Annotated in this window: 12 protein-coding genes; 2 read left to right on the top strand and 10 right to left on the bottom strand. The window is 31.0% G+C overall.

All coding sequences use genetic code 11. The annotated features are described in order from the left end of the window. Positions 1–3: 3 nt before the first annotated feature. Entirely contained in the window at positions 4–954 is a 951-nt protein-coding gene (locus V2145_RS14045) for a sugar kinase (protein WP_330987894.1), read from the bottom strand. Positions 955–1,204: 250 nt separating this feature from the next. On the opposite strand from V2145_RS14045, the gene V2145_RS14050 reads away from it, so the two are divergent. After that, positions 1,205–2,239 (top strand): LacI family DNA-binding transcriptional regulator, encoded by a 1,035-nt coding sequence (locus V2145_RS14050; RefSeq protein WP_330987895.1) that lies wholly within the window; start codon positions 1,205–1,207, stop codon positions 2,237–2,239. A gap of 38 nt (positions 2,240–2,277) precedes the next feature. On the opposite strand, the gene galE is transcribed toward V2145_RS14050, so the two are convergent. The 9 genes from galE to V2145_RS14095 form a co-directional block, all read right to left on the bottom strand. Next, positions 2,278–3,258, bottom strand: a complete 981-nt coding sequence (gene galE, locus V2145_RS14055) for a UDP-glucose 4-epimerase GalE (protein WP_330987896.1) — start codon at positions 3,256–3,258, stop codon at positions 2,278–2,280. A 188-nt stretch (positions 3,259–3,446) separates the two neighbouring features. Further along, complete coding sequence (locus V2145_RS14060; RefSeq protein ID WP_330987897.1) at positions 3,447–3,710, bottom strand: hypothetical protein; 264 nt, start codon at positions 3,708–3,710, stop codon at positions 3,447–3,449. 123 nt (positions 3,711–3,833) lie between these two features. After that, a complete protein-coding gene (locus tag V2145_RS14065; RefSeq protein ID WP_330987898.1) occupies positions 3,834–5,129 on the bottom strand; it encodes a cellulase family glycosylhydrolase in 1,296 nt (431 codons plus the stop codon). Positions 5,130–5,428: 299 nt separating this feature from the next. Then, positions 5,429–6,481, bottom strand: a complete 1,053-nt coding sequence (locus V2145_RS14070; protein ID WP_330987899.1) for an EpsG family protein — start codon at positions 6,479–6,481, stop codon at positions 5,429–5,431. A 165-nt stretch (positions 6,482–6,646) separates the two neighbouring features. Beyond that, positions 6,647–8,068, bottom strand: a complete 1,422-nt coding sequence (locus V2145_RS14075; protein ID WP_330987900.1) for an oligosaccharide flippase family protein — start codon at positions 8,066–8,068, stop codon at positions 6,647–6,649. Between the two features lie 253 nt (positions 8,069–8,321). Continuing rightward, a complete protein-coding gene (locus tag V2145_RS14080; RefSeq protein ID WP_330987901.1) occupies positions 8,322–9,404 on the bottom strand; it encodes a polysaccharide pyruvyl transferase family protein in 1,083 nt (360 codons plus the stop codon). A gap of 116 nt (positions 9,405–9,520) precedes the next feature. Continuing rightward, positions 9,521–10,411 carry a beta-1,6-N-acetylglucosaminyltransferase gene (locus V2145_RS14085; protein ID WP_330987902.1) on the bottom strand — a complete coding sequence of 297 codons (891 nt, stop codon included), beginning with the start codon at positions 10,409–10,411 and terminating at the stop codon, positions 9,521–9,523. Between the two features lie 161 nt (positions 10,412–10,572). Continuing rightward, a complete protein-coding gene (locus tag V2145_RS14090; RefSeq protein WP_330987903.1) occupies positions 10,573–11,589 on the bottom strand; it encodes a glycosyltransferase family 2 protein in 1,017 nt (338 codons plus the stop codon). A gap of 66 nt (positions 11,590–11,655) precedes the next feature. Beyond that, entirely contained in the window at positions 11,656–12,765 is a 1,110-nt protein-coding gene (locus tag V2145_RS14095; RefSeq protein WP_330987904.1) for a glycosyltransferase, read from the bottom strand. 846 nt (positions 12,766–13,611) lie between these two features. Here V2145_RS14095 and V2145_RS14100 point away from each other — a divergent pair. Beyond that, positions 13,612–14,106, top strand: a complete 495-nt coding sequence (locus V2145_RS14100; protein ID WP_330987905.1) for a hypothetical protein — start codon at positions 13,612–13,614, stop codon at positions 14,104–14,106. Positions 14,107–14,160 lie beyond the last annotated feature (54 nt).

Genomic DNA, 14,160 nt, shown 5'->3' on the forward strand with positions numbered 1-14,160 from the left:
GACTCACCTTTCAACATAGTTATACTCTCCCATCGCGTGTCTTACTTGATCCAAAGTGGGTAACCCTTCGTTATCGCCTTCAACACTAACGACCATAGCTCCAACGATGCTTCCATATTCCAAGCATTCTTTAAACGTTTTTCCCTTTATACGGGCACTGATGAAACCAGCGTCAAAGCCATCTCCAGCCCCAACCGTATCAACGACTAACGGCACATGAACAGCGGACTGCTCTAGGTATTCACCGTTATGCTCCCCAACGGCTCCGTCAGAACCTTTTTTAATGACAACGGTTTCAATTCCGTATTTTTTAAACGCTTCGATATGATTGCGCTCAGACTGAAGGCCAAAAATTAAATCAGCTTCTTCTTTTGAAGTTAAAATAATATCTACGTCTTTTAGAATCGATAAAATAAATGCTACGGCTTCTTCTGCGCTCCACATTTTCAAGCGAACGTTTGGATCAAATGAAATCTTCAGCCCGTGCTTTTTCGCAATTGAAATGATGGATTTGGTTAATTCGATATTTTGATGATGAATTGAAGGAAATACTCCTGTGATATGTAAAATCTTGAAGTTCTTAACGTATTCCTCAACGATGTCACGCTGAGAAAGCTCTAAGGTAGGAGAATCGTTTCGATAAAAGAATGAACGGCTCTCTCCATTTGCGTGAATTTCTCTAAAATAAACGGAAGTCGGATAGTTATTGGTAAACGTTACGTGTGATAAATCAATGCCTTCTCCTCTCACTTGGTCAAAGACATATTTTCCAAATTCATCGTCCCCTAATTTTGAGATCCAGCCAGGCTTTAAACCTAACCTAGCACAGCCAATCGCAAAGTTAAGCTCCGCTCCCCCCATTCCTCTTTCAAAAGAATGAGAGAATCGTAATGGCCCCTTTTTCCGGGGATGCATGCTAATTAAAGCATCTCCAATCGTTAGTACATCTAACATTCATATCTCATCCTTCACTTTTTAATAAACCGGTTTAGTATTATATTACACATTGTTGTAATCGTTTACAACAACTTTTTGAAAATTTTTATTACTTTAGTTATAAACAAAGTCGTAATTCTTCTTTATTTAAGCATCATTAGAGAGTCTCTTGCACTATAAGTATGCTTGTCATACATCTTGTTTTTATAAACCGGTTTTTATACTATAGATTTATATCAATCTTTAAACCTGCTGAAAGGAAGCATACATGATGAAAAAAGAAGCGCCTTCCCAAAAGAACGTGACGATCCAAGATGTGGCAAACGCTGCTGGTGTTAGTAAAAGCACCGTTTCACAGTTTATTAATAAACGCTTTAAGTACATGAGTGATGATACGAAGAAAAAAATTGAGCAAACCATTCTTGAGCTAAACTATCGCCCAAACGATTTTGCTCGAAACTTAAAAACAAAGAAAACCAAAATGATCGGCATCATCGTGGCTAATATTAAACATGTGTTTTCAACTGACATCATCAGTGCCGTTGAAAAAAAGCTAAGCGCTCAAGGGCTGCAGGCCATTATTTGCAATTCTGATGATAATCCAGAAAAAGAAAAACAGTTTATTGAACTATTAACCGCTAGGCAAATCGATGGGTTAATCATTTTTCCAACGAACGCTGACGTGACGCTTTATGAAAAGATTTTAGTTGATCAAATCCCCCTTGTCTTAATTGACCGAAAGCTTGAAGGATTAAAAGCAGACACGGTCATTCTCGACAATGAAACGGCTCTTTATTTAGCTGTATCTCACCTTTTAGAAAAGAAACGGAAGAGAATTGCGATGATGACGCTGCCTGTCGAGCAGCACATTACGCCAAGGATCGAACGGATAGAAGGTTTTTATTCTGCTATGAAGCGGTCTCAGCAAGAGGTTATTTCTGATTTTGTTTTCTCTGGTACTTTGCTTGATATACAAACTAGGCTAGCCGAATGGTTATCGAATAAGGAAATGCCTGATGCGATTATTGCAGGGAACGATCTAGTCTTGGAAACTGTGTTAACATTCGTGAAGAACCATAACCTATCCATTCCAAGCGATTTGTCCATCCTTAGCATTGACGATGTGCCTTATGCCAAAGTCTATAACCCAACCTTAACGACCGTCGCACAGCCCACGCAGCAAATGGGTGAAATGGCCGCAACGATTCTGCTTGAAAGGCTGAATAATTCAGGTACACCAGAAGTTTCACTTCCTTTACTGTATCGCTTCCCGCCAACTCTTATGGACAGAGAGTCGTGTTAAAAGTCAAAAAGCCGAGACCTCACGTCTCGGCTTCTTTATTACTTCACTACCTTCACTTGACTTTGATGCCATTTCCACGCAGATGAGATAATCTCTTCTAGCGAACGTTCCGCTTTCCAACCAAGATCACGGTGGATTTTATCAGAGGACGCAACAAGTCGAGCTGGGTCTCCAGGACGGCGGTCCGCCATCACGACGTTCGCTTTTTTACCCGTTACGCGCTCGCACGTATCGATGACTTCTTTTACCGAATAGCCAAGGCCGTTTCCTAGATTGTACGTCGCTGTTTTTGTTTCGCTTGCTAAAAGTGACTGAAGCGCAGCGATATGTGCGTTAGCAAGGTCCGTTACGTGAATGTAATCGCGAATGCACGTGCCGTCTTCCGTGTCGTAGTCAGAGCCAAACACGGAAATGTGCTCTCTTTCGCCTAGTAAGTGTTCAAGGATAATCGGGATGAGATGCGTTTCTGGATCATGCGATTCGCCAATTTCTGCCGTTTCGTACGCGCCCGCTGCGTTAAAGTAGCGAAGCACCACGTATTCCATACCATATGCATGCGCGTAGTCCGCTAAGATGTGTTCAATCATCAGCTTCGAACGGCCGTACGGATTAATTGGATTCGTGCTTGTTTCTTCCGTAATGATGTCAACGGACGGAATGCCGTACGTTGCCGCTGTGGATGAAAAGATGAACTTTTTTACGTTATGTTTCATCATCGTTTTTAATAACGTAAGAGTCGCTGCGACGTTGTTTTCATAGTACTTCACAGGGTCAACAACCGACTCTCCTACTAAGCTGTTCGCCGCAAAATGCATCACCGCTTCGATTTGATAAGTAGAAAATACATGCTCTAAGTCCGCTGCGTTTCCTAAATTTCCTTCTACAAACTGAGCGCGCTCATCAATCGCCCAGCGGTGCCCCGTTGAGAGGTTATCTAAGACAACGACTTCACTTGTTTTCACTAACTCTTTCACGAGGTGGCTACCGATATAGCCAGCTCCTCCAACTACTAAAATCATAAAACCTCTCCTTTAGTCCGTTTTGACTAGTTTTATCGTACTCTTTTACCCTGATATTGTAAATGAGTTTTGTTAAATTAACATGTTTACTTTGACAATTATCTACTCTATTGTTCACCCACTTGCTGTTCCACTAGATTTATTAGGATTTCTGGTACCAATTACTAGTATTTTTTCAAAATCTCAATCTATTGCTTTACCTGTCGGTTCTCTGCCTCTAAATTAGATGTCTCGTTTTCAAAATGAGAATCTTTCCCATAGGCATATTGCTTGCCTACAGGCTGTTCTAACCGATACACTTCTCCATTTCGATACCATTTCATCCACATCTTTAATTGGGTATGATTTCGAATATTTAATTGTGATAATACTTCTTTTACAGGTACACCGGTTAACCTCATTTCAATCGCTTTTAACTTTATTTCTACTGGATAATCGACTCTTGCCCTCATAGTAAAAAACACCTCCAAGTTCGTATTAGGTAACTACATAATCAGCTTTCAACTTAAAGGTGTTTTTATTTGTCTCACTTTATGGGGGCAGTCCGGTTATTGTAATAACAAGATGGCGTTCTTTTAATTAAAAACTAAATACCTTGGACTTGCAGTTATATCAAAAGAAGAGTATTGACTTAACTGAAAAGTCCCAAGATAATCTCCATACATAAAAATGATATTTCCTTGCCCAGAACCAAGTAGCTTTATACGATGGTCTATATCTGTCGTCCAAAAAACGATAATTTTCTTACCATCTGAATTTAGAAACTCAAGTACAAAATCATTAGGGTTCCCCACATCAATTCTTTTACTAAACATATATCCTTGCAAGAGTTTGGTCATGCTTTTCAAAGCGGTATATGATTCTTTTGATTGTAAAACATCATATCCTCTAATACCAAAATTATGTTCAATTTCACTCAAGTTATCTCCGTCATTCTTCCAGTCATACCATATACTAATAGGTATTTTCTGATACGTATTAATTAAATATGTCCTAACGAGATATTGTGCCTGTTGTTTCTGACTTAATTTTATACCATCCCACTGCACTTCTGATGGATATCCCCACTCTCCAGTTATTATAGGTAAATCTTTTTTACCATACTTAGTTAGTAGTTCTCTTAATTGCTTATAATCTTGAATTACCGTTTCAGGTAAGTATGAACGATAAGGATGAACGGATATGGCATCTATATTGTCTAATATTCCTCTCTTTAAAACTTCTTCTAACCATTTTAAAGAATTATCGTTTAAACCTGCTAAAGCAGGAGCTACAACAATGCCACTGGGGTCATTCTTTCGTATAACTTTTGATGTTTTCTCTACTAGAAGTGCATAATCATCATAATTAGGCCTTGTATCCCAATACTTAAGATTATTAGGTTCGTTCCAAATTTCCCATATTATTCCTTTGTTTTTATATCTATAGGTAACATTATCTACATAATTTACAAAGGCTTTTTGTCCTTGGCCTGTAACAATCGAAAAATTCTCCTCATAAATTCTATTACTATAATTTAAAATATAGTAAGGTTTAATACCCGATTCAATTAAGCCCTGTGTTAATTCATCATATTGTTTATATTTATATTTTCCTTTTTTCTTTTCTACTTCTGACCATAATAAATCTGTTCGTGCTACCTTTATCCCAGCTTCTTTCATCATACTTATATCAATAGGTTTTCCTGTGAAATGAAAAGCAATACCGACCCCTGAAGATAAAGTACTTTCACCGCTTAAGTACTCGTTTATCTGAGGACTTTTTTCTTTTTCAATTTGATCCTTTTCAACAAACAATAGAGAAAATGTTATGCAAACAATAAGAAAAATAAGGAAGACTAATATCCACTTTATATAGTTTAAGTTAATCAATAAATATACCTCTTTTTAATAAATAATATTAGATAATAGAAAACTAAAATTGGTACATTAGTAAAACCTAGGATAAACCTTACCATTTCTCCTTAAAGCCACTTTATTTTAAGAAGAGGGTATAATAAATAGCTACAACTCTTTTAATGTCAAAGCTGTTTATTTATTATACCTAGAGATGCTCTAGCTCAAATACGCCATATACAATCCAAAGTATAAAGAGAAAATTTATAAAAATAAAATAACCTAACTTCACCCCTAAGACAGTAAACTCTTAAATTTGCTACAATACTATAAACTCACAATTTAAAGTTACTTTCATATGGAAAAACTCCGTAATGACCCATTAGTATTTTCCCAATTATGTAAATAACGAATACTATTACTAGGAAAACGTCTACAATAGGTCTATCCTTAATATTAAATAGTAAAATTATTGATGGTAATATTAATATTAATCCAATTTCAAAATAACTGGAAATCCTATAAAAGAGTAGAAATTTCGTGGAAATTATTAAACATAGATAAAATATAAAAAATAAGTTAATAAAAAATCTATTATTTTCATTTATATTTAGTAATTTTTTATAATTTAGTACTACTGCTATAAGTACAATAGTAGGTAATATTAAATTTACTAATTTTACTCCTTCATCACTGAATATTTCTTCCATATACATTGAATACTTAACCGGCAAAAATTTAAATATACCCAAAATTAAATCATCTATAATTGGAAGATTAAAAATAATAAATATTGTTGCTACTAAATATACAAATGTAACTGGTTTAATAGTAACTCGAATAAGTAACATAATAAGTAGTGCTACAAACACGCTTCTATGAAAAAAGAATGAAACAAACACTAATAAAGTAAACCTAAAATATTTTTTTTCAAGAACTAAGTTTAACGAAAAAACTATTATAGAGGTTGCTATTGCCTGCCTTAGTGTATTAAACGTAGAGAAATAGATTCCCGAAGTAACATAAAAGAAAACTAAGGCAATAGTATCAACTTTTAATTTTATAAAGCCTTTAATATAATTATAATTTATAAAGAATGATGTTGCTAATAAAAATAATTGAAAACTTAATCCCATCATTACAAAAAATTTATTTAGATATAGATATCCTATCTCCACAAACTCATCTGAGTAAACCGTATGTAAAGAATTATTATAAATAGTTTCATACATTGCAGTATCCGTACCAACCTTATATCGAAAGCCTTCAATAAATGATATTAGCAAGAATAAAACTAATATAATCACATTTTGAAATTTTACAGGTAAAGATTTTCTTATTAAGTAAAATATCGAGATTAAGAATAACAAAAATACGTAGACTGCCAAATTATTCACCTAGCTCCTATATTATAAAATTTATAATATGTTTTTATTTAATTATAAAATTCCCCTTTTAGAATTAACCTTTCTCAAAACTTGGTTTTCTAAGCATTTTAAAATATAAAATAAAACAGCACCTATTCTTTATATTAAGCAAAGTCATAGAGGTTATTACATTTCTCTAGATCTATAATATTTTTTCTTAATAATATTTAGTATTTTGTTTACTATCTCTTTAATTTCAGAAAAATTGACTAGCATCATTATTAAAAACAGTGCTATCTGTAATAGATATTCTATTGAAAGCTCAATATATAAAATATATATTTGAACACTAATTATAGCAATCATAGTTATAATTTTGAGTGAATTTATTTGCAAGTCTACAAATTTCTTTGTATCTTTAACCCTTAATATCCAAATTATAAGGAAACTAAGCATAGTTCCTAGTGAAGCACCATTTATTCCGATGACCGGGACTAATAATAAATTTATAACTATATTTACAATTGCTCCTATAGCTGACGTTTTAAACACACCTCTTGTTTTTTTAGCAGCAATATAGTTTGTACCTAGAAAACCAGAAAAACTCGAAAATACCACTCCTAGTAGTAAAAAAGGGATGTACCTCCAAACTTCCGGAAAGTTATTTGATACTAAAATATCTGCAATTTTTTTTAAAAATATTAAAAAAAAGGAGGTTGAAAGCAACATTAATGTAGAAAATACATTAAAAACATTGGAAAAAAACTTAGATTTACTTTTTGAGTTAACTTCTTCAATAGCTGATATTTGCCAAGCTTGAAAAAATATAGAGTTAATTATATTTAGAACTCCTGGAATTTTATTTGCAACAGCATATATACCATTAGCACCCAACCCCATATAATAAGTAATAATATATCTATCTGACAACCCCATAATCCACCACATTAAAGCATTAGGTATTAGAGGGACGCTATATATTAACATTTCTTTTACTAATATCATATTTAATTTTCGAGTACTAAAATCATATTGTATCTTCCCTAGAGTAATAACAAATACACAACTTACCATATTTGCTATAATTAAGGAAACCAAATAACCCACTATACCCATGTGAAATACCATAAGAAATAATATATTAGAAACTAATAAAATAAATGCATTTACTATACCGCTACCAGCAAATAACTTAACCATACCTATAGCCCTAACATATTGTGTAAGTGTAGTGTTAATAGCCTGAAGTAATACTATAGTATAAAAATAAAACATGTAATTATTAAACGGTAATATATGAACAAACAAAGGATATAAAGAGATTAGGAGGAAAAAGCCAATTATTATAATTATTAAAGAATTTGAAAGTACTGCTTGCTTATCATATTTCTCATCCATTGCAAACCTTAATACTGAGTCAAAAACACTCAAAGTGAAAATAGGTATTAAAAAACTTAAAGTAGTAGTTAATAAATCCACCATACCAAATTCTTTTTCTGTTAAATAAAATGTGTATAATGGAACAAGGAAGAAAATGAGTAACTTAGTACCCAAGTTTCCTACTGCAAAAATCAAAGAATTGTTAACTAATTTTTTATAGATATTCATTTCATTTCAACAACCTTATTAATTTCTGTTTGTTTTTCATAAAAATACAATTTTAATTTTGTAGTAAAAACTTTCTCAAAATAATCTGAAACAAAAAATGTGATAACCTTCCAAATATCTGATAATTAAATCACCTCTCCTATTATTATAATACTTTGGAGAGGTGATTCATTTTTATATTGTATAGAAAACTATAATTTACAATTTAAAAGTTTCCCACAATTAATCATTGGCAAACATTAAATTTTTAATACTACAATTTTAGTGAACTTTGCAATGGATGATAGTATTTTTCCAGATTAGGTATTTTTATACTATTAGTATCTAACATTAACATTGAATCTACATCTTTTAAAAATGACGTAATATTATCTACTTTAGTTACTAATTTTATATAATCTACGTTGTTCAGCCAATCGTGATAAGTTCCCGTAATTTTATGATTATTATTCGGTAAAACAATACAAGGCGTACCAGTAATCACACAAAATATCATCCCATGAAGCCTGTCTGTAATAACTAATTCGGCCTTTGAAAATGAATTTAATAAATCATAAAATGAAGATTGCAAAGATTTAAAAGATCCATTTTCCGTGTCGTTACCAAGGTGTGTATCCTGAAATGAAACAGCAGTAAACTTACCTTTAATTACTTTTATTATACTATCCTTTGTATCTTGTTTTAAATTTATTTCAGAGTCATTTCTAAGACACAACACAACACCTTCTCTTTTTAAAGCTTTCTTGCTTTCCAATTCCATACTTAATACAATGTCTGGAATTAATTTCACTGTGTTATTAGGAAATGCTTTTTCCATGATTCTATGAGAAATGGATTCTCTTGCAAATAAATGAAGGTTTTGATGTGAGTTATAATATTTTATTGTCTTTTCAAAACTTTTTTTCCCCTGTACTGAGTTGGAAAAATCAATTGTTTGTGGAAATGAGATAATCTTATTATTTGGGAATGACTTTATAAGGTTTCGCCTCATATTTTCATACCCCTCATATAAATCTCCCATATTTCCTCCCCCAATAATAGTAATAATATCACTAGGTTGTATTACCTTTTTAATAGTTTTAACCATTTTTAGCGTTTCTCTGAGGTAAATAGGGATTACTTCATGATTAGGCAATACTTTTTTTATGAATTTCTTCTGGGCTTCAGTAATTGCTATATCTCCAAGATTCTCGTAGTCTCCAGCAAGCATGATAAACACTCTGGGATTATTATTTTTATTAAATTTTTCGGAATAATCCCCTCCAAAATAATAATAAGCATTATATTTTAGAGATTTAGGTACAAACCGTTTAATTTTAGATTTTAATTTTGTCATTAATTATACTCCCAATTCTATCTTTATATAAATTACACAATCAATAAGCGAAATAGCCGTATCCTATTAATATAATTAGTATTAAGAACTGGCCATATTATTAGATCTATTATCTGTCAACCTGTTTCTGAATTTAACATTTTTATTAATTTTTCACTTGTATCCATATCTAGCTTTCTTGCCCATAAACTATTACTTTTTTTTATTCTATAATAGTCACTTTCATTCAGTATCAGGGGGCTAGGTGTTGGAGTTTTACCCCAGTTTATATAAGTTAAATTATCATTAATTATTTCATCTTTAAACTTTGAATTTAATAAGATTGTTTGGAAAAAAATTTCGTCTGGTATTAAAACATATTTGAAATACTTGTATATTTCTGGTTTTTCTTTAATGAAATTAAGAACATAAGTACAACATTCATTTGTCAAACACCACCATTGAGATCCTCCATAAAAATCTTCTATATCAAAAGGTAACTTTCTTTTAACACTTAATCCTTTTAATATGCGAGCACACCCTTTATATATTACTCTTTTAGTTGCCAAACGTTTTCGTGGATGCTTATTAAAATGATAATATATAATTCTATCTTTTCCTCCATTTTCATTCTCCCACTGTTTACCAGGAATTGAAAAATAACTCATAAAACTTTTATTATTCGCTGTTTTTAAATATTTTTCTATCTCCTTATTTGTTTTTATTGGGTAGTGTTGCCCACTAATTAACACAGCATAATCAAAATTAACCTGGTTATGATAAGCTGTTTTAAGACAATCTATAGAAGCATCAACTAAACTTATATCTCCCCAATAACATCTGTTTCTTTTTGAGAAAAAAACATTCTTCTTATTTCGGAACACCAATTCCAAATTTTCATAATCATAGTCATTTCCATTTAAATCAAAGTGAATTATAAAAGAGTTGTTTTCACTATCAAGTTTATATATTAAATTTTTTATTTGCTGAAAATTATTATGTGCTAAAATTAAATAGACTATTCCCATAAAACCACCTATGTTTTTACTTGAATTATTTTTTAATTAATTTAATGGCGTCCATATTTAAGTTAATAATATATAATTAGAAAAAAGTTTAAAGTGTATAGATTTGTAGTAAATAGATTAGGTAACTTTATTAAAATCCCCAGTTCTTAAAAATTTGCTTCTTATTTACGCCTTATATTTCTAAATATAACCGCTAATAAAATTAAATTAGTTTCAAAAAAACTTTTTCCGAGTTTATCAATTGAATATATATAACTTTTACCAAATCTTTCTTTTAAAAACCCTGAGTTTTTCTGTATAAATTCATGCTCTTTCCATCCAGGAAATCTTTTATAAATTAATAATCTTGTGTACTTCATTTTTTTATAAAAGCTCCACAGTTTAACTTTATAAAACTTCAGTTGGCGATACATATTTGACCACATTAATAACTTAACATATTGATAAGCGAGCCCTTGTTCTACTACTTTGTTACCATTTTTAATTTCATCGGCGTAATATAAATACGTGTTCTCTAATACTTCATAAATATCATTAATCTTTGGGTTAATTGTTGTTAATAAAGAATTTTGACGTCCTTTTCTGTAAATATATAATGGACTTTCTATATAGCTATATGTCTTTACATTGGAAAGTATCTTATATATAGATCCAACATCTTCGTATACTTTTCCTATTGGAAACTTTATATTTTCAAAGAAACTCTTTCGATATACTTTATTCCAAGCGCTAGGTTGTACACTCCACAGATAATCTTGATTTTCTATTCCTTTGACTATTTTTTCAGGATTGTCTTCACCTTCAAAGTAATCATACCAGTCAAAAATCACTAAATCTGGGTTGGTTTTTAGAGAATTGAATATTTCTGAAAAGAATGCTTCAGATATTTTATCATCACTATCAATAAAAGCAACGTATTCTTTTTGAGCATAATTCAGCCCGAAATTTCTAGCATCTCCTAGACCACCGTTTGTCTTCTCAACATATTTAAAGTTGTACTTTTCTGAATATCTTTTAGCAATTTTCCCAGAATTATCTTTAGTCCCATCGTTGACAAGAACTATATCAATATTTGCTTCATTCTTGCTGTGTTTCACACTTCTTACTATAGAATCCAAACATTCAGCTAAATATTCTTCTACGTTATAAATAGGTATAATTACACTTAAACCAAGCATGCTGCACCTCTATGACTTCTCTTAATATTAATTATGATCTTCTCTAATACTTTACTTTTGTAAGTCTTATTTAACTATAGATTTATCAATTAAAGAATTGTATAATTTTATTAATTCATCATTCATTTTATCTGCTGTAAACCTTTCTAAATAACTGCTATATCCTTTCTCTCCTAATCTCATTAGAGTTTTTTTATCCAAATGTTGAATAATTTTTTCTAGTGAATCTAGGTTATCCATATCAAAAATATAACCATTAACACCATCTTTTATTAATTCTGGTAAGGCACCTCTATTACTTGCAATTACAGCTTTTTTATTTTTCATTGCTTCTATAGCTACTAAACCAAAACCTTCCCATCTAGACGGAACAATTACTGCATCAACCATGTTATAATAATTATCAATCTCTTCCCTTTGTATCCACCCTAACTTAGTTACATTATTAATGGAATCCAAATTAACACCCTCATCAAGAATAGAGTCTCCAATTAAATAAAAGTGAACTTCTTTTGTATTAATTTTTTTTATGATATTAACTAAGATGTCAATTCCTTTCTGTCTATCAAATCTACCTACAAATAGTATATTTATCTTACTTTTGTTTACTAATGGAAAATTAGGTATGTTTTTCTTTTTAACATTGTTTTTTTTTGTACCATTATAGATAAGTGTAGATTTCTCTTCGGGAATGCCTAATTTTATTGACTCAGTCTGCTCAAACATTGAAATATTTACTATTTTAGTAGTTACCTTGCTTAATAGCTTTTCAATTTTTATATATATATATTTAGATAACTTAGACGTTTCCATGAAAAAGCTCCAACCATGAGAACAATATATTATCTTAACTTTTTTATCCCTTCTTAGAAGGTACATTACTCTAACAAATAGGCCTGCAAAAGTACTATGAACATGAATAATATCAGGTTTTATCTTTTTTATTAAAATAAAAATATATATAGTTGCATAAATAAAATATAGGGGGGTTCTGCGATATTTATAGAAAAAAGTATTATCTTTTTCTAGTGGGTAATTTTTTTCAGATTTATACTCACTAGCAACTAGATATACAATCGTATTTTTAAACTTGGTTTGTTGCTCTAATACATCATACAAGTATGTATAAACTCCCCCTTTAATATACTCTCCTACATGCATAATTTTAATTGACAAACTATCACCTCGTAATTCTAGTATATGTTTGTAATATTAGTAGACCCTTTTGAATTAATAATAATCCCAATTTAATAATTCACTTAAAACCACTATTAATTCTTACACTTATATTTCATAATAATGTATCTCGTATTTTTTAAATAAATTTAAAACTAACCATACCTTAATTAAAAATTTTAATAATTTTCTTAAATTTCACTTTATTTTATACTTAGTTACTACTATTCTGTTCAAAGTTTTACCTTATTAACTTTTTGTTAAGTAATTAGCACTTAAAGGTTATTAACCTGCATTTACATATCTAAAGCCCAATCGATTATTTCCCAATTTAGAATTATCTAAATAGAATTAAACTTGCTTAACCTTTTTTATCTAATTTTTACCCCTCTTTATGACCATACCTTTAATATCTCTTCTTATATTCTCTTTAATAACAAAAAATTTGCCTATCGGACATAAATAAGGTTTTCAGTGAAATAATTGTTAATGGGGCATCTTTCTACTAAAGTTATATAAGAGATATAGTGTTTTTTTAATTTAAATATTTCTTTGAATTATAAAAGCATTTCTTATGAACAAGACATAGTGCCATTGATAATAGTGCCATTGATAATAGTGCCATTGATAATAGTACCATATAACTATAATGACAAACAGGGGAATTTTTTGTCGAATTACGTCAAACTTTAAAAATACCTGTGCTTACTTTTATAAAGTATCAATTATTAAAAGTGTAAAAAAGATTTTTTATAATGCAAGCTAATGATAGATTCTCATATATAGACTTTGCTAAGAATAGAAAGTTTGTTATTTTATTTTTTCAAAGTAAGAGAGGTACTACGCATGCTAAAGACCATTTCCTATCCGTTTCAACCAAAATCCAATCGCTATCTTATCCCTGGGCAGTTTTGGGCTATCCCTTTAAGCAATGGACAATTTTCCTGCGGAAGAGTACTCGAGATTAGCGCTGAGCACACGAAGCATTTCATTGCTGGGCTTATGGACTGGTGCGGGCCTGAGCCACCTACTTCTGAAGATCTAAAAGGATGTGCTATTCTCAAGCAAGGTGATGGCCACGTTAAAATGATTGTGGAAACCGCCTTAAACGGCATGATTTTAGGCTATCGAGACTTAACCTTAGATGAATTAGAAGTAGCTTATTTTCGATCTCAAGAGATGTTTGCCGATGATTGTATGCTCCAAAAAGGGTATACGGAAATTCGTCCCATCACAAAAAAAGAACATGAACAATATCTTACGTTTTCGACGTGGGGATATGAAGTCATTAAATTTCGTGCAGAAGATTGCTTTGTAACAAAAAGTAAATATCTATACTAAAGAGCCTAACTTCCTTAAAGTGTTAGGCTCTTTTATTTATGTTTGCTGTATGGC

It is taken from the genome of Priestia sp. GS2, assembly GCF_036409025.1.
Lineage (GTDB): Bacteria > Bacillota > Bacilli > Bacillales > Bacillaceae_H > Priestia > Priestia aryabhattai_A.